Consider the following 25420-nt stretch of genomic DNA (forward strand, 5'->3'; position numbering starts at 1 on the left):
ATTGCAACAGGCTTGAAACACATGGCGGCAAGCCGCGTCAGAGGCCGGATTCCCACTGATGAGCTTGTACGGAAGCCAGCGTCCCCTGATGCCGTACATGGCCCAGATCGAGCAGATAGGCGCGGTCACTGACGAGCTGGGCAAAATGGAAATTCTGCTCGCACAGCAGGATCGCCATGCCGGCCTGCTTGAGCTTGACGATCATCTCGGCCATCTGTTCGACGATGAGCGGGGCCACGCCTTCCGAGGGTTCGTCCAGCAGCAGCAGGTGCGGATTGCCCATGAGGGTGCGGGCGATGGTGAGCATCTGCTGCTCGCCACCGCTCATGCGCCCGCCCAGCCTGTCCGGCATGGCGCCGAGGTTGGGAAAGAGTTCGAACAGGGCCTCCGGCGTCCACTGCGGCGCGCCGGGACGCGCCGGCTGGCGGCCGGTTTCCAGGTTCTCCAGCACGCTCAGTCCGGTGAAGACACGCCGGTCTTCCGGCACGAAGCCCAGGCCCAGCCTGGCCCGCTGGTAAGGCGCCAGGCGCGTGATATCGCGACCGTCGAAATGGCACTGGCCACGCGTGCCGGGCAACAGGCCCATGAGGGCCTTGAGCGTGGTGGACTTGCCCGCGCCGTTGCGCCCCATCAGCGCGACCACCTCGCCACGTGCCACCGTGAGATCGAGATCGAAAAGGATGTGGGCACGGCCGTAGAAGGCGTGCAAGCCCTGTACCTGCAGCAGTGGCGAGTTCATGCCTGCCCTCCAAAGCTGGCGCCCGAGCCGAAGTAGACCTCGCGCACACGCTCGTCGGCACGTACCGCGTCGGGCTCGCCCTGGGCAATCAGCTGGCCGCGCGCCAGCACGATGATGCGGTCGGCAAAGGCGAAGACCACGTCCATGCTGTGCTCGGTGAACAGGACCGAGAGGCCTTGGTCGGTGACCAGCCGGCGTGTCAGGGCCATCAGCTCGCGTCGTTCGCGTTCGGCCATGCCGGCCGTGGGTTCATCCATCAACAGCAGGCGCGGTGCGTTCGACAAGGCCATGGCCAGCTCCACCCGCTTGATATCGCCATAGGCCAGCACGCCACAGGCACGGTGCGCCTGGGCCGCCATACCCACCTGTTCCAGCAGGTGCATGGCCTCATCGCGCAGATAGCTGGCCGCCGGGCGCCAGAAGCGCCACAGCTGGCGTCGGTGCGAGAGCAAGGCGGCCTGGACGTTTTCCAGTACCGTCATGGAGGCAAAGGCGGCCGATACCTGGAAGGTGCGCCCTACCCCGCGCTGCCAGATGCGGCGGGCGTCGAGGCCGGCGATGTCCTCGCCATCGAGCAGCACGGCGCCGGCATCGGGCGCCAGCTGGCCGTTGATGACATTGAAGCAGGTCGATTTGCCGGCGCCGTTGGGGCCGATCAGCGCCAGCATCTGGCCGGCCGGCAGATCGAAGGAGACCCCGTCCAGGGCGGCCACGCCACCGAAGGACTTGGTGAGATTGGATACGCTCAGGAGGCTCATGCGTCCTCCTCCTGCCGGCGGCGTCGGAATACCCCGGCCACGCCACCCGGGAAGAGCAGCACCAGCAGCAAGATCACGCCGCCCAGCAAGGCGCGCCAGTAGTCGGTCTCACGCGCGACCAGGTCTTGCAGCCAGGTGAACAGCGAGGCGCCCAGCAAGGGACCCAACAGGCTTTGCACCCCGCCCAGCATGACCATCACCAGGCCGTCGACGGAGCGGCTGACGCCGGCGACTTCGGGCGAGATACTGCCCTTGGAGAAGGCGAAGAGTACGCCGGCCAATCCGCAGAAGAGGCCCGCCACGGCAAAGCCGCCCCATTGCAGCGAACGTACATCCATGCCCAGCGCCTCGGCGCGTGGGGCAGCGTCGCGGGCGGCGCGCAAGGCCAGGCCGAAGGGCGCATGGATCACCCGGCGCAGCAGGTAGACGCCCAGCGCCGCGCAGGCCAGCGCCAGGTAGTAATAGGCCAGCGGCGACGACACGGCCTCGGCGGGACGGATACCGACCAGCCCGTTGCTGCCGCCGGTGAAGTCATCCCACTGGAAGATCAGGGCCCAGACGATCTGGGCAAAGGCCAGTGTCAGCATGGCCAGGTACACGCCGGACAGCCGCACGCAGAACCAGCCGAACAGCAAGGCGCCGAGCATGGCCGCCAACGCACCTGCGGCCATGGCAGCGGGCATGGGCCATTGAAGCTTCAAGGTGACCAGGGCCGCCGCATAGGCGCCCAGGCCGAAATAGGCGGCGTGACCGAAGGACAGCATGCCGCCCGGCCCCATCAAGAAATGCAGGCTGGCCGCGAAGAGCACGGCCACCAGGATTTCCACCATCAGCACCGGCAGGTAGGGGAAATAGCCGGCCACCAGCGGCAGCGCCAGCAAGACCAGCATCAGCGCCCATCCCGCCAGCCGCGCGCCGCGACCGGCGACGTGCAATGGTGCTTCCTGCAGGCCGCTGGCACGCACGGCCGTCGGCGCCTTGCCGAACAGGCCCCAGGGCCGCACCACCAGCACGGCCGCCATCACCAGGAACTCGACCACCAGGGTCAGTCGCGACAGCGAAATTTCCATGCCGAACAGGGAGACATTGCCCAGCGCAATGCACAGGGCCTTGACCTCGGCAATCAGCAAGGTCGCCGCGAAGGCGCCGCCGATGGAACCCATGCCGCCGACCACCACCACCACGAAGGCATTGCCGATGGTGTCCAGGTCGATGGCCAGGTTGGCCGGCATGCGCGGGCCTTGCAGCGCCCCGCCCAGCCCGGCCAGGAAGCAGCCCAGCGCGAACACGGCGGTAAAGAGCCAGGCCTGGTTCACGCCCAGCGCGCCCAGCATCTCGCGGTCCTGGGTGGCGGCGCGAATGAGCGTCCCCCAACGGGTGCGATTGAGTAGCAGCCACAGCAGCGCCAACACCAGGGGGCCGATGAAGATCAGCAGCAGGTCGTATTGCGGCAGGCGTCGTCCCAGCAGGTGGACCGCGCCGGCCAGGCCGGGTGCGCGTGGGCCGAACAGGTCTTCCGGGCCCCACAGCCAGAGCGAGCCATCCTTGATGACCAGCACCAGCGCAAAGGTGGCCAAGAGCTGAAACAGTTCCGGCGCCCGATAGATACGACGCAGGACCAGCATTTCCACCAGCGCCCCCAGCCCTGCCACGACCACGGCCGACAGCAGCACCGCCGTCCAGAAACCCAGCGGCGTGGCGCCGATGGCGTTGACCAGGGTATAGGCCAGGTACAGCCCCAGCAGGTAGAACGAGCCATGCGCGAAATTGACGATGCGCGTGACGCCGAAGATCAGCGACAGGCCGGCCGCCACCAGGAACATGGCGGAGGCATCGACCAGGCCGTTGAGCAACTGGACGGTGAGGCTGGCCAGGGTCATGGAATCAGGCGCAATCAGTCGGCCGGACGCAGCTTCCTGACCTCGGCGTCGGGCAGTTGCAGGGAGGCGCCATCAACATAGCTGAAGCTGGTCATGATGCCCTTGCCATCCTTGACGCCGGTGCGGCCCACGAAGGCGCCCAGGGTCGATTGATGGTCTTGCGCACGATAGACGATGGGCGCCACGGGCGTGTCCACCTTCAAGCCCGAGAAGGCGGCGGCGAGCTTGTCGGCATCGGTGCTGCCAGCCTTGCGGATACCGGCGGCGATCGACATCAGTGCGCTATAGCCCACCAGCGAACCGTTGCGCGGATAGTCGTTGAATTTCTTGCGATAGGCGTCGACGAACTTCTTGTGTTCGGGGGTGTTGATGGCGTACCAGGGGTAGCCGGTCACGATCCAGTTCTGCGGGGCTTCGTTCTTCAGCGGATCCAGGTATTCGGGTTCACCGGTCAACAGCGACACCACTTCGACGTTCTCGAACAGGCCACGGGTATTGCCTTCACGCACGAACTTGCCCAGGTCGGCGGCGAACAGGGCATTGAAGATGGCATCGGGCTTGGCATCGGCCAGCGCTTGGGTGACCGCGCCGGCATCGATCTTGCCCAGCGGCGTGGCCTGCTCGGCCACGAATTCGACATCGGGCTGGGCTTGCTTCATCAGGGTCTTGAAGCTGGCCACGGCCGACTGGCCGTATTCATAGTTGGGATAGACGATGGCCCAGCGCTTCTTCTTCAGCCTGGCCGCTTCCTTGACCACCGAGGCTACCAGCATGTAGGTGGAAGGCCGCAGGCGATAGGTGTACTTGTTGCCGTTCTGCCAGACGATCTTGTCGGTGAGCGGCTCGGCGGCGAGGAAGAAGACCTTGTGCTGGCGCGCGTAGTCGGTCAGCGCCAGGCCGGTATTGGAGAGGAAGCCGCCAAAGAGCAGCGCCACGCGTTCGCGCGCCATCAGTTCTTCGGCCACGCGCACGGAGTCGCCGGGGTTGCCGTTGTCGTCACGCGCCACCACTTCCAGCTTCTTGCCCAGCACGCCACCGCTGGCGTTGATTTCGTCCTGTGCCATCTCCCAGCCCCGGCGGTACGGTTCCAGGAAGGCCGGCTGGGCCTTGTAGCTGTTGATCTCGCCGATGCGGATGGTGTCCTGGGCGATGGCGCCGCTGGCGGCGCTGGCCAGGATGGCGGCGGTCGTGGTCCACAGGATGCTGCGCGGGAAGTTGAACTGGTTCACGTCATTTCCTTCTGGTGAAGTTGCCGGGCGAGCCTGGCGGTCGGCAGATGCAATCGCGGGCGTAATGATAACCGCTGGCCGGTGCTGGCGCAGGACCCGGTTTGCGCCAGGTCATGCCGCCGCCATCCGGGCGGCGGCTGGTCGCGCCACTTGACCCGCTACTTGACCCGCTGCTTTTCCAGCTTGCGGGCCAGGGTGCGGCGGTGCATGCCCAGTCGGCGGGCGGTTTCGGAGATGTTGAAATCGGTGTCCACCAGCACTTCGTGGATGCGCTCCCATTCAAGGGTCTTGATGGAAGTGGCGCGGGCAGACAGCTCCACCTCGGCCAGTCCAGCGATGTGGCCGAAGGCGGCTTCGATGTCGTCGGTGTTGGAGGGCTTGGCCAGGTACTGGCAGGCGCCCAGCTTGATGGCCTCGACCGCGGTGGTGATGCTGGCGAAGCCGGTCAGGACCACGATCAGCATGGTCTCGTCATGGGCGTGCAGCATCTGCACACAGGCCAGGCCGGAGGCATTGCCACCCAGCTTGAGGTCGACCACGGCATAGCCGGGTTGATGCTGTTTCAGGTGTTCGGCCGCCTCTTCCTGATTGGCGGCGAGCAGGACGGTGTAGCCACGACGTTCGAACGAACGGCCCAAGGTGCGTGCGAAAGCGGCATCGTCCTCGATGATCAAAAGCAGGCGATCAGCCGGCATGTTGCATTCCCTATTTCTTCTATCTACTTTCCCAGACCGCTATTGTAGTGCGAGTCGGGCCCGGGCATTGGCGCCGTTACAAGAAAAAGGGAATGATCCGCATCAAACGCCCGGCCGATGCGGCTTGAGGCAGGTCAAGCACCGCCCGTAAAAGCACCCGGGTGGCCGCCGAGCGCGGGTTCGGCCGGCTCTTCCAGGCTGATCGAGGACAAGGGCAGCTCCAGCGTGACGCGCGCACCGGCGGTGGGCAGGTTGCTGGCCGAGACGCGTCCGCCCAGCTTGCGCGCCACATTGACCACGAAGAACAGGCCCAGGCCGCGCCCCGGCTTGCCCTTGGTGGATTGATAGGGCTTGCCGATCTGGTTGATCATCCAGTCCGGGAAGCCAGGCCCCTGGTCACTGACCTCCATGACCAGCGACTCTTCCTCGCCGCGCACTTCCAGTGAGAGCCAGCGTGGCGAGACTTCGAAGGCATTGTCCAGCACATTACCCAGCATCTGCTTGACGGCCGAGTCGAAGGCCACCGGCAGGTCCTGCTCGATCAGGTTGCGGTAGTCAAACATCTCGACCGGACGCGACTTGCGCCAATCCTCGGCGACGCTGTCGAGGAAGGTGTTGAGCGTGGTCTTGATGGACGACTCTCCACGTGCCTGGCCGGCCGACAGCAAGACGCCGCTGACGATGGACTTGCAGCGTTGCAGCTGGGCTTCCATTTCGCTGATGTCGTCGAGCATGTCGGGGCGTTGGCTGATCTCGGGCATGCGCTTCCAGTCGCCCAGGATGACCGAGACGGTCGCCAGCGGCGTACCCAGCTCGTGGGCCGCACCGGAGGCGAGCAAGCCCATGCGCACGATGTGGTCCTCTTCGGCGGCGCGCTGGCGCAGGTCGGCCAGCAAGGCATCTCCGGCGCGCAGGTTGCTGCTGATGCGGGTGATGAAGAACACCATCAGTCCGGCATTGAGCAGGAAGCAGATCAGCGTGCCCTCCACATATAGGCTCAGGAGACCTGCATTGTGATCCGGCGGCAGCGCCAGCGGCTCCGAAAACAGCGCCAGCCCTGCCAGGCAGGCCATGGTCACACCGACGATGGCCCAGCTCGACCAGGGCTTCAGGAGCACGGCCGAGAGGATGATCTGCATCAGGTAGAGGAAGGCGAAGGGATTGGTGAGCCCACCGCTGAGATAGAGCTGGAAGGTCAGCACGGCCACATCCACCAGCAAGGCCAGGAACAGCTCGGCATTGGTGGCGATGCGTCGCTCATGCCAGCGCAGATGGCTGGCGATGTTGAAGGCGATCAGGCAGGACAGCACTTCCAGCATGTGCGGCAAGGGCAGGTGCAGGTCGAACACCAGCACCACGAAGGCGATGGTGGAGACCTGCCCCAGCACGGCCAGCCAGCGCAGCTGGATCAGCAGCAGCATGTTCTGGTGGCCGGCCGGGTTCTGCTCGCCCTGGCGCAGACGCTGCCAGCGCTCCCGCAGTGTCTTGCGCTTGGCGACGGTATCGGCGGAGGTCATGATCTCGGTCTGTTCAATGCTGTCCAGGTGGGGACTGGCTGTCCCGGATACGCTCACGCCAGCGGCGTTCGTCGCGGATCACCCAGTAACCGGCGCCGGCGGCCATCAAGGCCAGGGCATACCAGGTCAGGGCATAGACCAGGTGGCTGTTGTGGAAGGCAATCACGGTCAGGCCGCCGACCGGCTTTTGCGCATCGGGTGCCACGGCCGCATTGGCTTCGGAGGAGGCCTTGTCGGCATCGACGAAATACGGCGCCACCGCCTCCTGCGGCAAGGCCCGTGCCTGTGCGATGGCACGCACATCACGCGAATACCAGCGGTTCTGCGCGGCGTCGTTGCTGCGCAGGAAACCACCGCCCTGCTCGCTCATGCGCATCAGGCCGGTGACCTGCACGGTCTGTGCGGCCTCGCCATCGGGCAAGGCCAGGTCGGTCAGCTTGAGCGGCGAGATCGCCACGAAGCCACGGTTGACCAGCACCAGATCGCCATCGGCGGTCTGCAGCGGCGTCACCAGCCAGGCACCGGCACCGAGGTCGGTACTGGCCTGCACCGCCGTGGTCTTGCTGTAGAGATAGCGGCCGACCAGGCTGACGCGGCGATATTCATCGCCCTCGACCGTGACCTGTGGCCAGGCCTGGCGTCCGGGTGCGGGTACCGGAGCGGCGTGGACACGGCTGTCGACCTTGGCGATCAGGTCCAGCTTCCATTGCAGGCGATAGACCTGCCAGGTTCCCAGCGCGACGAAGACCAGAAAGAAAAATCCCGCGCAAAGGGTCAGCAACAGCAGGCTGGCCTTTGAGCGGGATACCGGGGCGGCTTGCGCCGCCCCCTTTTCTTTGCCGGGCGTCACGCTATTGCGTGGCGTCGGTTTCATTTCGATTGCGGCGCCTCTGCAGGTTGCTGCTGCATGCTGTGCATGCCCTGCATCGATTGCGGGACAGTCTCGGTGGGCATGTTTTCCGGCGACATGGTCGGCATCATGTTGTGGTTCATGTGATACATGACCCACTGCGAACCGGACAGGGTGATGACCACCAGGATGATGGTGAAGATCATCGCCAGCATGTTCCAGCCACCTTCGGACTTGCCGTTCATGTGCAGGAAGTACTTGATGTGCACCACGATCTGCACGGCTGCAAAGATCAGCAGCACGATACCCAGGGTCGCCGTGCTGGAGATGGCCTTGTTGATGACCAGCCAGAACGGGATCGCGGTCAGGATCACGGCCAGCACGAAGCCGGACACGTAGTCCTTCATCGAACCGTGCGGGACGTGGTCCTCGTGACCATGACCGTGGCCATGGTCGTCGTGTTGGCCCATCGGACGGGCCGGGTGTTCTTGGTGGCCGCGGCTCATGGCAGGACTCCCATCAGGTAGACAAAGGTGAAGACGCCGATCCAGACCACGTCCAGGAAGTGCCAGAACATCGACAGGCACATCAGGCGGCGGCCGTTGGCCTCGGTCAGACCATGCTTGTTGATCTGGAACAGCAGCACGATCAGCCAGATGATGCCGAAGGAGACGTGCAGACCGTGGGTACCGACCAGGGCAAAGAACGAGGTCAGGAAACCGCTACGGGCCGGGCCGGCGCCTTCGTGGATCAGGTGCATGAACTCATAGAGTTCGAAGTAGATGAAGCCGGCGCCGAGCAGGCCGGTGATGATCAGCCAGAAGATGGTGCCCTGCTTCTTCTTGGCTTGCATCGCCAGCATGGCGAAACCGTAGGTGATCGACGACAGCAGCAGCAGCGCGGTGTTCAGCGCCACCAGCGGCAGGTCGAAGAGTTCCGCACCGGTCGGACCGCCGGCGTAGTTGCGGCCCAGGACCGCATAGCACGCAAACAGGCAGGCGAAGATCAGGCAATCGCTCATCAGGTACATCCAGAAGCCCAGCAGGGTGCCGTTCTCCGGATGATGATGGCGGACGAAGTAGCGCGAGCTTGGCGTCGCGTCGGCCGTGTGGTTAATCGCTTCAGACATGGCTATTCAACAGGCGAGTGCGCTCTGCTTCGACACGGACGACTTCGTCGGCCGGGATGTAGTAGTCGCGGTTGTAGTTAAAGGTGTGGACGATGGTGGCCACGCAGAGGGCCACGAAACCGGCCACGGCGGGCAGCCACATGTGCCAGATCATGGCAAAACCAACCGCTGCCGACAGCGCAGCGATGATGAAGCCGGCACCGGTGTTCTTGGGCATGTGGATTTCCACGAAGTCACCCAGGGGACGCTTGTAGTCATGCTTCTTCATGTCGGCCCAGGCGTCGTTGTCATGCACGACCGGGGTGAACGCGAAGTTGTAGGCCGGCGGCGGCGACGAGGTCGACCATTCCAGGGTTCGGCCGTTCCACGGGTCGCCGGTGACGTCGGCCAGCTTCTTGCGGTCGCGGATCGAAACGGCGATCTGGACGAGGAAGGAACCGATGCCCAGGGCAATCAGGCCGGCGCCGATGGCGGCGGTGACGAACCAGATCTGCAGCGACGGATCATCGAAGTGGCTCAGGCGACGCGTCACGCCCATCAGGCCCAGGACGTACAGCGGCATGAAGGCCAGGTAGAAGCCCACGAACCAGAACCAGAACGAGCACTTGCCCCAGAAGTCGTTGAGCTTGAAGCCGAAGGCCTTCGGGAACCAGAAGTTGATGCCGGCGAACATGCCGAACACCACGCCGCCGATGATGACGTTGTGGAAGTGGGCAATCAGGAACAGCGAGTTGTGCAGCACGAAGTCGGCCGGAGGAACGGCCAGCAGCACGCCGGTCATGCCACCGATGACGAACGTGATCATGAAGCCGATGGTCCACAGCATGGGCACTTCGAAACGGATGCGACCACGGTACATGGTGAACAGCCAGTTGAAGATCTTGGCACCGGTCGGGATCGAGATGATCATCGTGGTGATGCCGAAGAAGGAGTTCACGCTGGCGCCCGAACCCATGGTGAAGAAGTGGTGCAGCCACACCAGGTAGGACAGGATGGTGATCACCACCGTTGCGTACACCATGGAGGTGTAGCCGAACAGGCGCTTGCCGCTGAAGGTCGAGACGATTTCAGAGAAGATGCCGAAGGCCGGCAGCACCAGGATGTAGACCTCGGGGTGGCCCCAGATCCAGATCAGGTTCACGTACATCATGGCGTTGCCGCCCATGTCGTTGGTGAAGAAGTTGGTACCGAAGACGCGGTCCAGGGACAGCATCGCCAGCACGGCGGTCAGCACCGGGAAGGCCGCGACGATCAGAACGTTGGTGCAGAGCGAGGTCCAGGTGAAGACCGGCATCTTCATCATGTTCATGCCCGGGGCGCGCATCTTGACGATGGTCACCACCAGGTTGATACCGGAAAGCAGCGTCCCTACCCCGGCCACCTGCAAGGCCCAGATGTAGTAGTCCACCCCCACGTCAGGGCTGTACAGGATGCCCGACAGCGGCGGGTAGGCCAGCCAGCCGCCGCCCGCAACGGCCTCCCCCAATCGCGCGCCCCTCACCCCCAGCGCGCCGAAGGTGGTCATCCAGAAGCTGAAGTTGTTGAGGAACGGGAAGGCCACGTCGCGCGCACCGATCTGCAGGGGCACGACGTAGTTCATCAGGCCGGTCACCAGGGGCATGGCCACGAAGAAGATCATGATCACGCCGTGGGCGGTGAAGACCTGGTCGAAGTGGTGCGGCGGCAGGAAGCCGGCGTTGTCACCGAAGGAGATGGCCTGCTGTGCACGCATCATCAGCGCGTCGGCGAAGCCACGCAGCAGCATGACGATGGCCAGCACGATATACATGATGCCGATGCGCTTGTGGTCGATGCTGGTGAACCAGTCGCGCCAGAGCATGCCCCACAGGCGATATTTGGTGAGCAGGCCGAGTACGACGACTCCACCCAGCGCCACCATGGCGAAGGTACCGATCAGGATGGGCTCATGGTATGGAATCGCTTCCAGGCTGAGCCGCCCGAAGATCAGCTTTATCAGATCAAAATTGTCAGACATCTTTACTTCCCGGGGAAAAAGGAAATTGGGGCGCGGCAATGTGCCGCCGCGCCAATACGACTACCAGACTCGCAAACTCAGTCTTGCTTCTGCTGGCCGGGCTTCACGTTCAGGTCCGACGCCATCATCTTGTCCAGGCACACCGTGTTGGCGGCCACGCAACGATTCAGGATGGCATGGAACAGGCCGGGCTCGACGCTGCCGAACAGACGGGCGGGCTCGCGCTCGCTGGGCTGTTCCAGCTTCAGGTAATCGGCGCGCTGCATGCTGCCCGGCTCGGCCTTGGCCTTCTTGACCCAGGCGTCGAAATCAGCCTGGCTCATGCCGTGGAACTTAAAGCGCATGTGGGAGAAACCGGCACCACTGTAGTTGGACGAGAAACCCTCGTACTCGCCCGCCTTGTTGATGACGCCGTGCAGCTTGGTCTGCATGCTGGGCATGGCGTAGATCTGGCCAGCCAGTGCCGGGATGTAGAACGCGTTCATCACGTTGGAGGCCGTGATCTTGAATTCGATGGGCACGTCCACGGGCGCAGCCAGTTCATTGACGGTCGCAAAACCTTGCTCCGGGTAGATGAACAGCCACTTCCAGTCCAGCGCCACCACTTCCACGGTCAGCGGCTTGACGTCGGCCGGCAGCGGACGCTGGGCGTCGATGCGCGAGAGCGGACGGTACGGATCCAGCGTGTGGGTGGTGATCCAGGTCAGCAGACCCAGGGCGATGATGATCAGCAGGGGAGCGCCCCAGATGACCAGTTCCAGACGGGTCGAGTGATCCCAGTCAGGCTCGTAGGGAGCGGAAGTGTTGCTCTTGCGATAACGCCATGCGAACAGCAGGGTCAGGATGATCACCGGGACGATGATCAGCAGCATCAACGCAGTGGAGATGACGATCAGGCGCGCTTGCTGGTTGGCAATGTCGCCGGAAGGATTCATCACGACGGTGTTGCACCCAGCCAACAAAAGCGCAGGAAGCAAGAGCAGTCCGCGACGGAGGATTTGAGAAACCATGGAGGAAATTTCCAGTCGTATGTATCAGAGCATGGTAATGTAACGCCAATAAAGTGTGTTGGCGATTGGACGTTTTGTCCCACCCTGTCACTTGCCACCTGCCAGGTTGGGATTAGTAGTACGTACTGCGACTAAACCTCTAACAGTGGGAGACAAAACCATGGCAAGTACCAGCATCCACAACAGTCACGGTTCGGGCGAAATGAAGCAGAACCCAGACCATCCTTCCACTTCCCACGACCACGGTCATATCGAGCCGGGTGAAATCGCCGTGGGTGTCGTGCTCGGTCGAGCGGGCGAGTATTTCGACTTCTTCGTCTACGCCCTGGCATCGGTACTGGTGTTTCCGACGGTGTTCTTCCCGGACTCTCCGCGCCTGGAAGGCACCCTCTACGCATTCGTTGTCTTTTCCTTCGCTTTCCTGGCCCGTCCTATCGGGACCACGATCTTCATGGAGATCCAGAAGACCTACGGACGGGAAGTCAAACTGACGCTGGCGCTGTTCATGCTCGGTTTCTCGACTGCGGGCATTGCGTTATTGCCAACTTTTGAACACATCGGTGTCTGGGCTATCCTGCTGCTCTCGCTGCTGCGAGTGGGACAAGGCATTGCGCTGGGCGGGGCCTGGGACGGGTTGCCGTCGCTGCTGGCCATGAATGCCCCGAAACACAAGCGCGGCTGGTATGCCGCGCTGGGCCAACTGGGGGCGCCTCTGGGTTTCGTGGTGGCGGCCAGCCTGTTTGCCTACATGCTGTCAAATCTTACCACGGCTGACTTCATGGATTGGGGCTGGCGTTATCCTTTCTATGTGGCTTTTGCCATCAACGTGGTGGCGCTGTTCTCGCGTTTGCGCCTGGTATCGGCCCCGGAATACGCCAAGCTGCTGGATGAGCGCGAGCTGGAGCCGGCCGGCGTGGTCGAATTGGCGACGACGCAAGGACGCAACATCATCATCGGCGCCCTTGCCGCCCTGGCCAGTTATGCGCTGTTCCACCTGGTGACGGTGTTCCCGCTGTCCTGGATCAAGCTGTATTCGCTGCGCGATGCCTCCGATTTCCTGGTGGTGCAGATCTGGGGTGGCGTCATCATGGCGGTTGGCATCGTGGTCTCCGGCCTGGTCGCCGACCGCTTCGGCCGCCGCAATACCCTGGGCGCGATGGCCTTGCTGATCGCTATCCTGTCGGCCTTCGTGCCGACCCTGATGAATGGCGGCGAAGCTGGCCAGAACACCTTCATCCTGGTCGGCTTCGCGTTGCTGGGCTTGTCCTATGGCCAGGCTGCCGGTGCCGTGACGGCCAACTTCCAGAACCGTTATCGCTACACCGGCGCGGCGCTGACCCAGGATCTGGCCTGGCTGGTCGGGGCCGGTTTCGCACCGCTGGTGGCACTGGGCCTGTCGGCGCACTTCGGCATGGCCTATGTGAGCTTCTACCTGCTCTCGGGTGCGGTCGGTTCGCTGGCGGCGCTGAGCCTGAACCGGGCGCTGGAGGGACGGGACGACTGAGTCGGTCTTTCTTCAGCAAGCGCCAGTAAAGCAAAACCCCGGAAGCCTGCTTCCGGGGTTTTGTGCTTTTGCCGCCCCACCCCAGCTCCAGCCTAGGTCGGCGCCCTCACCTCGCCACCAGCTTCGCCGTTGACCACTGCATGGACAAAGCGCAATTTCTCCAGCACCGGAGTAGACAAGGTGAAGGGATAGGAATCCGGCATGCCGATGCTGCGGTTCAGACTGTTGAGCACATAGGTCAGCGCAAACCACTCCCGCGTCAGTTCGTCGAAAGAGCCGGCCGCCACCGGCGGCGCCGTGATGACCAGCTTCTGCTCCCCGGCATGGCGGGGCTTCAGTTGCACGCCGCAGGCGTAGGCCGTTTCCAGGGTATCGAACATGTGCAGGTAATGCGCCCAGGTCTCGGCCCAATCCTCCCAGGGATGGCTGCTGGCATAGGCACTGACGAAACGCTCTTCCCAGTCAGGCTGGGGACCGTTCTCGTAGTGGCTTTTCAGTGCCTCGCCATAGTCCTGGCGCTCATCGCCGAACAAGGCGCGGAAAGGCGTTATCCAGTCCGACGCCGCCACCAGCCGGTCGAAGTAATAGTGGCCGCTTTCATGGCGAAAATGTCCCAGCAAGGTCCGGTAGGGTTCCGCCATCTGCTCGCGCGCCTGTTCGCGATAGGCTGGATCGGCCTCGGCAATGTTGATGGTGATGACGCCGTCGGCATGCCCGGTCAGCACCCGCTCGCCGTGCGGCAAGTCCTGCAGGAACTCGAAGGCCAGCCCGGTTTCCTCATCCTCCGCCTTCGGCACCGGCTGCAGGGCCAGCGTCCACAGGGAATGCAGCAGGCGCCGCTTGGCCGTCTCCAGACGGCTCCAGAGTACGCGATTGTTGCCCTCGTCCAGCGTCGGAATCACCCGGGTGAGACGGCAGGAGGCGCACAGGTCGTGCGTTTCCTGCTCGTCGAGCATCCAGTTGCAGATGTTCTCGCGCCAATAGTTCAGGCATTGCTTGAAGACCCTGCCCTGGTTTTCCGGCTTGATGCTGCGCCAGCGGCCGGGGCCGGGCTCGACTGGCTGGACCGGAACATCTGGCGTCTCCAGCGGTGAAAAACTGGCAATGGCCTGCAAATGGGGCTGATAACCCAGTATCCACCCGCAATTCCCGCACACCGTATTCTCGAAGAAGACCTGGCTACCGCAATTGTCGCAATGGAAGGTTTTCATCTATCCCCCTGTTTCATGATCGTGGCCGCCCGTGGTGGGCGGGCGCATCAGGCACTCATTGGAAGAGTATCGTGGGCATACGTTCCAGAGCTTTCTTCAGATGAAATCAATGGAAGCTGAATACCCGATACCAGGTGCTATATTCAGAATCCTTCATCTTCTGGAGTAGCGCCATGCTGTATCTGCTCATGTACGACTTCGTCGACGACTATCTGGAGCGCCGCACCGCGCTGCGCCCGGAGCATCTGGCATTGTGCCGGCAGGCCGTCGAGCGTGGCGAAATGCTGGCCGGCGGCGCGGTCGGCAATCCTCCCGAAAGTGGATTGTTGCTCTTCCAAGGTGCGGCCGAGCATGCCGAAAAGTTTGCAGTGGCCGATCCCTATGTGACCAAGGGCCTGGTGAAGCGCTGGCAGGTCAAGCCGTGGACCACGGTGGTGGGGATTGCAGAGCTGGTCCCCAATCCGCTCTGAGTGACGCCAAGCGTTCAATCCCGCTCCGCATGGGCGGGGTCGCGACAAGCTCCCGCAAGCCCATGCTATCCCGTCCGCACCGATTAAAAACATTCATCAGCACACCCGTCCCGAACGCGCGATAATTCTGCCTACTGAATACAGATCGACGGCCAGACAAGGCCGCACACCCCCGCGACCGCAGCCAACACTGCCCAGGAGACCGCATGCCAGCGCCACAAGCCTTTGCCCGTACCGTCCGCCATCCCGGCCAACCCGAGCCTGAACGCATCGTCACCCTCGAAGGCCAGGCCATGCAGCTCGATTTCACGCTGGAAGCGGGACTGAGCCTGCGCGACGCCATGAGCATCCCGCTCTCCCGCGCCGGACTGGATGGCGGCACCGTGCGCTTCGCCAATCTACCCATCGCCGAACTACATTTCCTGATGCCGGCGCTGGCGGTGGACGACCAGCATGCCGCCTTCTACAGTGCCCCGCAGGCCATGGAGGAAGGCACCCTCATCGAATATGCCTGCGCCACCTATGGCCGCAAGGATGGCGAACCCTTCGTGCATTGCCACGCCGTCTGGCGCGGGCGCGACGGCCAGCGCCAGGGTGGCCACCTGATGATGGACAAGACCATCGTCGGCGCCGCCACGCCGGCCCAGGCCTGGGGCCTGCATGACGCCACCATGGCCACCCGCTATGACCCGGAAACCAACTTCACCCTCTTCTACCCGACCCGCCTGAGCGATGCGGCACCCGCCGCCAGTGGCAAGCGTGTGGTACTGGCCCGCATCCGCCCGGACCAGGACCTGACCATCGCCGTCGAGCAAGCCTGCGCAGCGCATGGGATAGTCCACGCCATCGTGCGCGGCAGCGTGGGCAGCATCATCGGCGCCGAGTTCGAGGATGGTCGCGTGCTGGATGACCGCGCCACCGAGATCCTGATCCTGTCAGGCGAGGTGCGGCAAGGTCGCGGCCGCCTGGAAATCGGCCTGATCAACCCGCAGGGCCAAGTCTGCGAAGGCGTGCTGGCACGTGGCGGCAATCCGGTACTGATCTGCTTCGAGCTGGTCCTCGAAGAACAATGAAAAACGGCAGCCCGCCATGGGCTGCCGTTCTCCCCCCTACTCCCCTGCCGATCAGGCGCCGACCAGCTTCTTGAAGGTCGGCAGCACGGCCTCACCCTTGAAGGGCTTGACGATCCAGCCCTTGATGCCGGCGGCCTTGCCACGTTCCTTCATGATGGGCGAGTTCTCGGTGGTCAGCATGATGATGTTCACGCTGGCGTTACCCAGTTCGCCGCGGATCTTCTCGGCCATGGTCAGGCCATCCATGTTGGGCATGTTCACGTCGGAGACGACCAGCTTGATCGACGGATCGCCCTTGAGCTTGGCCAGGCCATCACGGCCATCGACGGCCAGCGCCACGTCCAGGCCGTTCTTCTTCAGGAAGTCGCCCACTTCGGCGCGCACGGTGCTCGAATCGTCCACTACCAGGATTTGTGCCATGTTGAATTCTCTCTCGATGATGAAGATGATGATGTGTCGTTGATGGATGCGGATGGGCTCAGAACAGCTCCAGCTCACCCGATTCGAACAGGTCCTCGACCGATGCCTGGTTCTCGGAGAAGTCCTCGGGCGACCAGGAGAGGTTGAAGATGAAGCGTTGCAGCAGCACCAGGGGCGCGCCATCGTCACGCCGCAGCACGTACTTGAAGCACAGTTGCGCATCGTCCGAGCCGAACGAGATATAGCGGTGCTGGTGGTTGATGATGATGGGTACCTGGCTCAACTGCTGGATGGGCTGGCTCTGGTTGATGAAGCGGTTCTTGAACCAGCCCCAGATCAGGTTGGTCAGCTCGCCCAGGGAATTGTTGAGCTCGCGGAAATCGCCCGCCTCGCCTGGCGCCAGCGCCTGCAGGCTCTTCTGCTCGGCCTGCAGCATCATGTAGCCACGGCACCAGCTGCTCTCCAGCGGAATGAGCGTGAATACCTCGCCGAAGATGATGCGGTCACGCACCAGGTAAGGCTGTTCGATCTCCACTCTGGCGCCGGGGAACTGGTTCTCCAGCACCATGCGGCTGATCTCGGCGATGCCGCGCACCAGTGCATTCGGGTAGCGCAAGCTGAAGATCGAGGCCTCCAGCGCCGGCGCCAGGGCATCGATTTCCTCGATGCGATAGACGGCACAGAAGAGTTCGCTTTCGCCGGCACCCAGCGGTGCATCCGGTGCCTCGCGGCGACGACGCAGAAAGATCGGCAGCTCCGGGCGGATCTCGCGGATGCGGCGCGCCAGGCCACGGCCGTCCTCGCCCAGCCCGGCCAGGCTTTCCGAGAGCATGATGCCGCCCAGGTCGACGTTGCTGCGCAAGACTGCCATCACATGCTCTTCATGTGCCTTCAGGCCGACCAGGTTGTGGCGCTCGCAAAAGGACTTGATGGTGTCGTAGCAATCGGCATCCTTGTCCAGGACGAGAACCTTGCTGGTGATGGCCGTATCCAGGCTGGCGACTGTTGCTTCCATGGTGGGACGTTTTCCTTGCATCGTTGAGGTTGATGTCGATCTTGCGGCTGCCTGGTTCGGCTAGATCGGCTAGAACAATTCCAGCTCACCCGTGGTATCGACCTGCTCTTGCGCCGACACGGCAAAATCCAGCGTGTCGTAGGCCGAGACGCACAGCGAGACATACAGGCGCGGGGAATCCGGCATGTCGATGGCCAGATGGCGGATATGCGCACAATTGAGCCGTTGCAGATAGGCCGCGCATTGACGGTCGATCACATTGGGCGTGGACATGCCCAGGTGCGGGAAGAAGCGTCCCAGCTCGCGGTTGAAGATGCCGCAACACAGGTTGCCACACTCGGCGATGGCATCCATGAAGCCCTGCTCGCCCATCTCGGCCACGCTGCTGCGACTGAGGCGGGCGAAGTGCTCCCGCGTCGGCGCGTCGGGCGTGAAATGGAACATCACCATCAGCCTGAACAGATAGGACGAGATGGTCAGCACCACCATTTTCTTGCCGTCGATGTCGGCGACGTCGTCGATCACCACGATCTCGGCGCTGCTGTCGGAGGGGACCAGGCTGGCGCGCAGCGACTGCTGCAGCAACACATCGAAGCCCTCGCGTGCGGAGGCTGAGATCGGCTCCTCCTGGCTCAGTTCTTCCATGCTCAGGCCGCCTCGGCCAGGGTTTCCCTGGTTTTCCTGTTGATCAGGTCCAGGCCGATGACCGCCCCCATGATCATCTTGCCGCCCGCCTGCAGATCCTGGAAGGTGGTGGTGGTGATCAGGTCGTTCTGGTACAGGTTGGCGCGATAGCTCTTGGAGAGCTTCTCGGCGCGCTGGGCCAGGTCGCGCACCTCGGAAGCCACCACGGCAAAGCCGCGGCCATGCGCACCGGCCCGGGCAGCCTCGATGGAGGCATTGAGCGCCACGATGATGACCTGGTTGACGATGAGCGCAAATTCATCGTTCTTGTGATGCATCTCGCGGTTGTGGGCGATGAGCACGTTCATGTCATCGTGCCAGCGCTCGAAGGTGCGTACCAGGCCCAGCAGCTTGGCGATGGTGTCCTGCGAGTCGTCGCAGTTCTGCATGACACGCGTCATGCTGTCGGACTGACGCTCCTTCAGGCGCGCCACCATGGTTTCGCTGTCACGGTGCATCTGCGCCAGGTGCTGCTCGGCGGCGATGCGCTCCTCTTCCATGTGCTGCTGGCGTTCATCCCACTGCGCCTGCTGTTGCGCCAGCGCCTCCTGGGCACTTTGCCTGACGCTTTCCATCTGCGCCAGGTCGATCATGCGCAAGGCACGGATCTTTTGCCGGCGCCACATCCAGGTCATGGGCACGCCTGCCAGCAAGGCACCCAGCGCCACCAGGAGTATCGAATTGAACATGTCTTTGGGTTCCTGCCTTTGGTTCTTGCTTGGGTTGGCGAGCTCAGGCCACCTGCGGATCGCCACCTTGCGGCAGGACCTGCGGCATGGCGATCTCGTGGGCGCCCACCGGGTAAGGCACGTCGATGCCGTCGACTTCCACCGCGACGTTCTCGGGCAGCATCACGATGATCTGGAAGGGGCGCAGCGGCGCGCCTTCGGCGGTATCGGTGAAGCGGATCTCGATCTTGCCGTGTTCGCGGGTCACGAAGTCCAGTACCGCATCCATGCCCACGCCACGGCCAGAGACGTCAGTGACTTCGCTGCGGGTAGAGAAGCCCGGCTGCAGGATCAGGCGCGCCAGTTCGGCATCGCTCAGGGCCTGGTCGACGGTGATGAGATTCTTCTCGACACCGATCTGGCGCACTCTTTCCAGCGCCAGGCCGCGACCGTCGTCGGACAGGGCCATCTGGAACATGTCATCCATTACGCCCATTTCCAGCTTGATGGTGCCGGCCTCCGGCTTGCCCTTGGCCTGGCGCTCGGCGGCGTCTTCCAGGCCATGGTCCATGGCGTTGCGGATCAGGTGCATGAAGACGTTCTGCAGCAACGGCGAGGCAAAGCTATGCACCACGTAACCGTTATCCTCGATCTGCACGGTCGGGGCGTGCTTGCCCAGGTCGGCCGCCAGGGCCGGCAGCGAGTCGGTGACCGGTGCCAGCACGTCCTGCACGGTCTCGGTACCGAGCAGGCGCAGCGTGCGGCGCACATCGTTGCGCACGGCCACCAGTTCGTGCAGGTTGGCGGTGTTGACGTTTTCCAGGCGCAGCAGGCTTTGCTGGATATGCTTGCGATCGACGGTCAGGACATGGCGCTCATAGCCCGGCAGTACCGGCTCGGCGGCAGCCGAGGCAGCGCGACCCAGGGTGACGTCGTTGATGCGGGCATAGCGGTCGATCACTTCGCGTACCTGGGCCAGCTGCAACAGCAGTTGCTCCTGGTTCCAGACCGCACCGCTGTCGGCATGGCGCAGGTCGTCGTAGTGCTGCTCGGTGTGATGGACCACGTTGGCCAGGTGCAGCAGGCCATAGGTACGGCCATTGCCCTTGATGGTGTGCATGTTGCGGAACAGCTTGGCGATGGCGAAGGCGGTGGCATCCGGATTCTGATGCACGATCTGCTCGTTCTCGTCCAGGAAGCTGCGGGCGCTGGCGATGAACTCGCCGAACTTGGCCGGTGCCACGGCCAGGATCTCGCCGATCATTTCCAGTTCGCGCTTTTGCTCGTTGGCTTCGGCGGCCAGCTGGCGCAACTCGGTCACGTCACGCACGCACAGCATCAGGCGGATCACCATGTCCTGCTCGTCGGTGATCGGCGACCAGGACAGATCAAGGATTTTCTTGCTGCCGTCGGCCGTGGTCTTCTCGATCTCGCCCACCATCAGGTGTTCGTTGAATTCGAAGTTCATGACATCTTCACCGATGCAGGCGCCGCCGATGGCCTCGATCTGCGACAGCGTGTCGGCACCCAGGTTGGTGTCGGCAAAGACCAGCTCCATCACATTGCGACCGGCGATATCGCTGGTGCCGAAGACGGTTTCCAGGAAGGCCGAGTATTCCGGGTGGATGGTATTGCCCTCGACGATGGTCAGGATGCCCTGCGGGATGTTCTGCAGCATGGCCTGCATGTCGGCGGTCTTCTGGCGCACCTGGGCCGAGGCTTGCTCGATCTTCTCGACCATGCCGTTGAAGGCGACGATGGAGTGCCCCACTTCATCCATGCGTTGCACCGGCAGGCGGCGAGTAAAGTCCTGGCTGGTGGCGATCTCGCCCATCATGCCCGCCATGCGGCTGATGGGGCCGGTGATCTGGCGATACAGCAGGAAGCCGATCCCGCCCAGCAGCAGCACCGCCACCACGGTGACGATGCTGATGGTGGTGGTGGTCTGGGCCAGCTTGCCATTGAGCGAGGCAATGGCCGTGTCCTTGAAGCGGTTCTTCTCGATGCGCAGGGTATTGACGATGCCTTCGAGCTCGGTCTGGTACTGCATCACGCCGCCGAAGAACTGCGCCTGGGCAATCTCGTTCTTGCCGGCCAGCTTGAACTTGGCCACGGTATCGATGGCGCCGAAATAGTTGTCCAGGCTTTCCTTGGCCTGTTCGATCAGGCCGCGCTGGGCCACGCCTTCAGCCTGCTGGGCCTGGGCTTCCAGGGCCTTTTCCAGCACGGCCTTCTTCTCGGCCAGCTTGCCATTTTCCTGCTCCACCAGTTGTGTATCGCTCTCGGTGGCCATGACCATGGCGGCCAGTTGCACGTCCTTGAGCTGGCCCATCAGGTCCGACGACGCCAGCACGCTGGGCATGACCCCCTCGGTAACCGAGCGGACCTCGACGGCACTGCTGCGAGACTGGTACATGGCGTAGCCACCGATACCGGCGATGGCAATGAAGGTCAGTATCACCAGAAGCGTGATACGCATGCGGATGGTCATGGAATTCCCCTTGAGATGGCGGAGCGTGGCGCTGTTTCACTTTCTTCCCAGGAAAGTGAACAGACGGCCAGGCCGGTCTGGATGCGGGGCGCATTGTTGCACTCAAGTATTACTGGTGCGTGACAGGAAGATGCAAATTTTTCACCTGCGCAGGGGCTCGCATTCCTGCGTGCGGCAGGCGGCAGGTGACCATCTCGATGGGGAGGCGCGCCTGGCGGCGCGCGGGGAAGGACGGCGTACGGTCGCTCAGCGCAGGCGGCGCTTGCCGCTCCAGAGCTTGATCGCCAGCGCGACCCAGATCAGCAGGAAGAGCATATTGCCCGGCAGCCAGATCATCTGGGTCCAGACATAGTCGCTGGCCCATAGCGCCAGCACGTCGCGGCAGCCGCAGACCTGGTCGGCATACAGCCATTCGCTGCCACTGCGGGCGGCCGCAAACTGCAGCCACAGGAATCCCAGCAATACCGGAATGACGACGAAGCCGGCCATGCACCAGCGCCGTGTGTGCCGGTGGCGCCGGCACCAGTCTATCGTGCGTGCAATGTCATCGCTACCGCCGGATGAGGTGCTGCCTGCGGCCGTGCATTCCTGCATCGCTTCGCTGTGCATATTTCCCCCTTGCACTTGCATGTGTGTGTACCCCTGAGCTGCCGCACCGCCGTCACGAGGACGCCCAAGTGCGAAACGGCAACCGTTACCCGGCCTCCCTCGCGGGAAGCCAGTCAAATCTGTCTATGGTGAACGCAGGTATGGAGTCGGCCTGCCTGTGCAGGCCAGACGGGAGAGACCAGCCGCGCAATTGCGCGACTCGCATTCCCATTGGGCGATTCCGTCGCGCTTCTTTCGAAGACGAGGGAATGAAAATGACACCTCAGGTGCCATCAAGCGTCATGCACATCGCCGCCGTTTTTTACGACTGCGATTTTTTTGACGCAAAAGCTCACTTGCCCAGAACCAATACGATACGTTTCGTCTCGGATTCTAGGTGCAAATTATCTGCTACTCAACAAAATTTACGCTTGTTGACTCGAAATTTTACTAGTCGCTAAAAAAGGTTGGGAAAGCGAGATGCTTCCGAGTACCAGCTTCAGTTGGGACTGGATCTGGCGTTCATCGATGTCGGCACTGCCGGTCAGGAGTCGCTGCAGCAAGGGGGCATACAGCAGATCGAAGACCAGGTTCAGGTCGGCATCGTCCCTGAACTCGCCGCGTTGGGCACCGCGGCGCAGCACATTGACCAGCGCCTCCCGGCGCGGTGCGAGGTAATTGTCATTGAAGATGCGCATCGTCACGTCATCGAACTGGGCCAGCGCGATCATCTCGCGCACCACCCTCCCCGACTTGCCGCGCAACAACTGCGAGAACTGCATCATGTGCAGTTCGATATCGGCACGGGCCGAGCCACAGTCACCGATCGGCGGTGTCGGCTCCACCGCGCGCAGCAGGGATTCCATGGCCAGGGCGCTCTTGTTGGGCCACCAGCGATAGATGGTGGCCTTGCCAACGCCAGCACGCGCCGCCACCCCTTCCAGGGACAGCTTGTCGAAACCAATCTCCTCGAGCATCACGTAAGTGGCATCGAGGATGGCGTCATGACTGACGGCATTCCTGCGGCGACCGGTGGCCGGATCGGAGATGAAGGTGAGAGAAATGATGTGCTCCAGATGGCAATTGCATGTTTTCCGTGTCTGGTAACGGCATGCTTTGCGACAACTTGAGCGATTGACAGCAAAAAAAGCGAATATATTTGATCCAACGACCGGATCAGGACAGTGCCTCGTCGCTTGCTACCTGAATTTATTGTTGCTTTGCCGCCGGGCTGGCCTGGGCCGACTTGTCCAGCAGGCGCCCGAAGCGTTCGAAGCGGGGCCGATAGGCATTGTCCGTGTCCAGGGAAAAGGCGATCCGGGTGGTCCTGCCCATCAGCTCATTGCGCGCAAAAAAGCCGAAATAGCGCGAATCCATGCTGTTATCGCGATTATCTCCCAGCATCATGTAGTGATCTGCCGGCACCACCACCGGCCCGAAGCTGCTATGCAGGCTGGGGTGGGATTGCGAGAGGCGCACCAGGTGGTTCATGGGGCCGAACTGCTCGTCCCGATACGCGGCCTGGTCTACTCCGTCGCCCGATTGGGCTGGCAAAGCGGTCTGGCCATAGCTTGCCGGCTGGCCATTGATGTAGAGGGTATTGTCGCGCAGCTCCACCACGTCACCGGGCAGGCCGACGATGCGCTTGACCAGCAGCTCGCCGGCCTGGCGCGAGTCGACGGTGACAATGTCGCCGCGCTGTGGCTCGCCCATGCGCAGCAGGCTGATATGGGTCAGCGGCAGGCGCAGGTCATAGGCCATCTTGTCGACCAGGATACGGTCGCCGATCATCACGGTGGGCAGCATGGAGCCACTCGGAACCACGTTGTAATCCGCAATGGCACTGCGGAAAACGATCATCAAGGCGATGGTTCCCTTGTTCTCGGTCAGCAGCTTGCGGAATGTGCTCATGATGTCCTGCGCAGGCGATAAATGGTCAACTTCGCAGGATTATAAGACGCCTGTCAGCGCACAGCACAGGCGTAATTTGTGACAATTCCTAACACCGGCATCAGATCAGATTCACGCCCTCCAGCGGGCGGGACTGGCGCGCAAGGGCGACGCCGGCAGATCCCAGTGTAGTGGCGCCCCCGCCACCTGCAAGGGCGCCAGCAAACGATGGGCCGGCCCCCAGACAGTGCGCTCCACGGCCGGATCGAAATCGGCGGCCACTTCCCCGTCCAGGGCCGCCTCGTCGCTACCTTCGGGCAGCGGATAGTCGGCCAGCAAGCGCGCCGTACGCGCCAGCGAGAGCCGTGCCTGACTGCCCTTGCCGGCCAGTTGCCTGCGACTCAGGCCACGCAGTGCGGCGGCGGCCAGCACATAGCCGGTCGCGTGATCGAGCGCTTGCACCGGCAAAGGCACGGGCTTGCTGGCGCCGCGCCGCTGCATGCCGGTGTGGGCAATGCCGCTGCTCATCTGCACCAGGCTGTCGAAACCGCGTCGCCCGGCCCAGGGACCGCTCCAGCCATAGGCGTCCAGCGACACGTCGACCAGTGCCGGATTGAGTTCACGCCGCCGCGCCACGCCCAGCCCGAGCTGCTCCAGCGCCTGCGGGCGATAGCCGTGCACCAGTACATCGGCCTGCGCCAGCAGGCCTTCCAGGAGGGCGCGGTCGGCCGGCTGGTCCAGCGCCAGATGGGCGCAGCGCTTGCCCAGGGTCATCTCGGGCACCACACCCGGCTCGTCCCACGAGGCCGGATCGATGCGCAACACCTCGGCGCCGAAGCCCGCCAGCAAGCGTGTGGCGGTAGGACCGGCCAGCACCCGCGTCAGGTCCAGCACGCGAATCCCGGCCAGCGGACGAGCAGCATCGATCGCCGGCAGCGGCCTGGCACCGGCATCCCAGGCCTGCCAAGCCACCAGCGGCTCGGCGGCCACCGCCGCCCCTTGCGGATGAAGCGCCCATTGCGCCTGGCTGCGCATCTCGGCGGCACAGCCGCCGTTGGCGACGATGGCGCTTTCCAGCGCGGTGCCGTTCCAGCGCTGTACCGCCTGGGCTACCTCTTCGCGCGTGGCGCGTTGTGGATCCAGATCCAATACCTGCAAGGCAGCCGCGCGATGGTGCGGGGCATTGGTGTGCAGCCGTATCCAGCCATCGGCACTGCGATAGTCGCCGGCCACCGAATCCCAGAGTGCGGGCGGGGTCCAGCCCTGCGCACGCAGCGAGCTTGAAAACCACATCGACGCCAGGCGCCGGTCGCATTGCACCGCCGGCAAGCCAGCCCCAGCGGCCTGCATGAATTCAGCCAGCGCCAGTCCGGCCGCCGCCACCGAGGCTTGCGCCAGGTCACTGGTGGCGAACACCGAGGGCAAGCCGCCCTCACCCTGCAGGCGGACCGCTGCCAGCAGCTCGGGAGCGCCGTCGAGGGCTGACCAGATCCGGGCCAGCATGGCGTGATGGGGGGCTGCGGTGTGTTCGTCCGTGTGCGCTGACATGAGCACTCCTTGTGCAAGAGAGATGAAATGAAAAGAAAGGGCTTGAATGGCAGCT

Annotated in this window: 24 protein-coding genes; 3 read left to right on the forward strand and 21 right to left on the reverse strand. The window is 63.3% G+C overall.

Going from position 1 to position 25420, the window contains the following annotated elements:
* Window positions 1-37 precede the first annotated feature (37 nt).
* The 11 genes from ACIPHN_RS01565 to cyoA all read right to left on the reverse strand — a co-directional run bounded on the left by ACIPHN_RS01565 (window position 38) and on the right by cyoA (window position 11803).
* Window positions 38-739 carry an ABC transporter ATP-binding protein gene (locus ACIPHN_RS01565; RefSeq protein WP_400431753.1) on the reverse strand — a complete coding sequence of 234 codons (702 nt, stop codon included), beginning with the start codon at window positions 737-739 and terminating at the stop codon, window positions 38-40.
* On the reverse strand, window positions 736-1497 hold the full coding sequence (locus ACIPHN_RS01570) for an ABC transporter ATP-binding protein (protein ID WP_400431756.1): 762 nt from the start codon (window positions 1495-1497) through the stop codon (window positions 736-738). The genes ACIPHN_RS01565 and ACIPHN_RS01570 overlap by 4 nt, the downstream gene beginning before the upstream one ends.
* Window positions 1494-3377, reverse strand: coding sequence for an ABC transporter permease (locus ACIPHN_RS01575; protein WP_400431759.1), 1884 nt, complete (start codon window positions 3375-3377; stop codon window positions 1494-1496). Before ACIPHN_RS01575 ends, ACIPHN_RS01570 begins: the two co-directional genes overlap by 4 nt.
* 14 nt (window positions 3378-3391) lie before the next feature.
* Window positions 3392-4606, reverse strand: a complete 1215-nt coding sequence (locus ACIPHN_RS01580; protein ID WP_400431762.1) for an ABC transporter substrate-binding protein — start codon at window positions 4604-4606, stop codon at window positions 3392-3394.
* Window positions 4607-4764: 158 nt separating this feature from the next.
* Window positions 4765-5301 carry a response regulator transcription factor gene (locus ACIPHN_RS01585; protein ID WP_400431765.1) on the reverse strand — a complete coding sequence of 179 codons (537 nt, stop codon included), beginning with the start codon at window positions 5299-5301 and terminating at the stop codon, window positions 4765-4767.
* Between the two features lie 134 nt (window positions 5302-5435).
* On the reverse strand, window positions 5436-6818 hold the full coding sequence (locus ACIPHN_RS01590) for an ATP-binding protein (protein ID WP_400431768.1): 1383 nt from the start codon (window positions 6816-6818) through the stop codon (window positions 5436-5438).
* A 13-nt stretch (window positions 6819-6831) separates the two neighbouring features.
* Window positions 6832-7692 carry an SURF1 family protein gene (locus ACIPHN_RS01595; protein ID WP_400431771.1) on the reverse strand — a complete coding sequence of 287 codons (861 nt, stop codon included), beginning with the start codon at window positions 7690-7692 and terminating at the stop codon, window positions 6832-6834.
* Window positions 7689-8174, reverse strand: coding sequence for a cytochrome o ubiquinol oxidase subunit IV (gene cyoD / locus ACIPHN_RS01600; protein ID WP_400431773.1), 486 nt, complete (start codon window positions 8172-8174; stop codon window positions 7689-7691). Before cyoD ends, ACIPHN_RS01595 begins: the two co-directional genes overlap by 4 nt.
* Window positions 8171-8797, reverse strand: a complete 627-nt coding sequence (cyoC, locus tag ACIPHN_RS01605; protein WP_400431776.1) for a cytochrome o ubiquinol oxidase subunit III — start codon at window positions 8795-8797, stop codon at window positions 8171-8173. Before cyoC ends, cyoD begins: the two co-directional genes overlap by 4 nt.
* Window positions 8790-10793: a cytochrome o ubiquinol oxidase subunit I gene (cyoB, locus tag ACIPHN_RS01610; RefSeq protein ID WP_400431778.1), complete on the reverse strand. Its 2004-nt coding sequence runs from the start codon at window positions 10791-10793 to the stop codon at window positions 8790-8792. The genes cyoC and cyoB overlap by 8 nt, the downstream gene beginning before the upstream one ends.
* A gap of 77 nt (window positions 10794-10870) precedes the next feature.
* On the reverse strand, window positions 10871-11803 hold the full coding sequence (gene cyoA, locus ACIPHN_RS01615; RefSeq protein ID WP_400431781.1) for a ubiquinol oxidase subunit II: 933 nt from the start codon (window positions 11801-11803) through the stop codon (window positions 10871-10873).
* A gap of 160 nt (window positions 11804-11963) precedes the next feature.
* Between cyoA and ACIPHN_RS01620 the strand changes: the two genes are divergently transcribed.
* Window positions 11964-13307 carry an MFS transporter gene (locus ACIPHN_RS01620; protein WP_400431784.1) on the forward strand — a complete coding sequence of 448 codons (1344 nt, stop codon included), beginning with the start codon at window positions 11964-11966 and terminating at the stop codon, window positions 13305-13307.
* 92 nt (window positions 13308-13399) lie between these two features.
* On the opposite strand, the gene ACIPHN_RS01625 is transcribed toward ACIPHN_RS01620, so the two are convergent.
* A complete protein-coding gene (locus ACIPHN_RS01625) occupies window positions 13400-14518 on the reverse strand; it encodes a putative zinc-binding metallopeptidase (protein WP_400431787.1) in 1119 nt (372 codons plus the stop codon).
* A 173-nt stretch (window positions 14519-14691) separates the two neighbouring features.
* Here ACIPHN_RS01625 and ACIPHN_RS01630 point away from each other — a divergent pair, with 173 nt between their 5' ends.
* A complete protein-coding gene (locus ACIPHN_RS01630; protein ID WP_400431790.1) occupies window positions 14692-14988 on the forward strand; it encodes a YciI-like protein in 297 nt (98 codons plus the stop codon).
* A 206-nt stretch (window positions 14989-15194) separates the two neighbouring features.
* Window positions 15195-16061: a PCC domain-containing protein gene (locus tag ACIPHN_RS01635; RefSeq protein WP_400431792.1), complete on the forward strand. Its 867-nt coding sequence runs from the start codon at window positions 15195-15197 to the stop codon at window positions 16059-16061.
* A 51-nt stretch (window positions 16062-16112) separates the two neighbouring features.
* On the opposite strand, the gene ACIPHN_RS01640 is transcribed toward ACIPHN_RS01635, so the two are convergent.
* The 9 genes from ACIPHN_RS01640 to ACIPHN_RS01680 all read right to left on the reverse strand — a co-directional run bounded on the left by ACIPHN_RS01640 (window position 16113) and on the right by ACIPHN_RS01680 (window position 25365).
* Window positions 16113-16481 carry a response regulator gene (locus ACIPHN_RS01640; protein WP_400431795.1) on the reverse strand — a complete coding sequence of 123 codons (369 nt, stop codon included), beginning with the start codon at window positions 16479-16481 and terminating at the stop codon, window positions 16113-16115.
* A 58-nt stretch (window positions 16482-16539) separates the two neighbouring features.
* Complete coding sequence (locus tag ACIPHN_RS01645; RefSeq protein ID WP_400431798.1) at window positions 16540-17496, reverse strand: chemotaxis protein CheX; 957 nt, start codon at window positions 17494-17496, stop codon at window positions 16540-16542.
* Between the two features lie 69 nt (window positions 17497-17565).
* Window positions 17566-18141 carry a hypothetical protein gene (locus ACIPHN_RS01650; RefSeq protein ID WP_400431801.1) on the reverse strand — a complete coding sequence of 192 codons (576 nt, stop codon included), beginning with the start codon at window positions 18139-18141 and terminating at the stop codon, window positions 17566-17568.
* A 2-nt stretch (window positions 18142-18143) separates the two neighbouring features.
* The gene (locus ACIPHN_RS01655; protein WP_400431804.1) at window positions 18144-18869 is read right to left on the reverse strand and encodes a methyl-accepting chemotaxis protein; all 726 of its coding nucleotides are present in this window, start codon (window positions 18867-18869) and stop codon (window positions 18144-18146) included.
* A 43-nt stretch (window positions 18870-18912) separates the two neighbouring features.
* Complete coding sequence (locus tag ACIPHN_RS01660; protein ID WP_400431806.1) at window positions 18913-21339, reverse strand: ATP-binding protein; 2427 nt, start codon at window positions 21337-21339, stop codon at window positions 18913-18915.
* Window positions 21340-21585: 246 nt separating this feature from the next.
* Window positions 21586-21828: a hypothetical protein gene (locus ACIPHN_RS01665; protein WP_400431807.1), complete on the reverse strand. Its 243-nt coding sequence runs from the start codon at window positions 21826-21828 to the stop codon at window positions 21586-21588.
* 524 nt (window positions 21829-22352) lie between these two features.
* A complete protein-coding gene (locus ACIPHN_RS01670) occupies window positions 22353-23003 on the reverse strand; it encodes a TetR/AcrR family transcriptional regulator (RefSeq protein WP_400433140.1) in 651 nt (216 codons plus the stop codon).
* 133 nt (window positions 23004-23136) lie between these two features.
* Window positions 23137-23838 (reverse strand): signal peptidase I, encoded by a 702-nt coding sequence (lepB, locus tag ACIPHN_RS01675; protein WP_400431810.1) that lies wholly within the window; start codon window positions 23836-23838, stop codon window positions 23137-23139.
* Window positions 23839-23949: 111 nt separating this feature from the next.
* Entirely contained in the window at window positions 23950-25365 is a 1416-nt protein-coding gene (locus ACIPHN_RS01680) for a CoA transferase (protein WP_400431813.1), read from the reverse strand.
* Between the last annotated feature and the right edge of the window lie 55 nt (window positions 25366-25420).

Origin of the sequence: Herbaspirillum sp. NPDC087042 (assembly GCF_044745245.1) — a bacterium.
Taxonomy (GTDB): Bacteria; Pseudomonadota; Gammaproteobacteria; order Burkholderiales; family Burkholderiaceae_D; genus Herbaspirillum.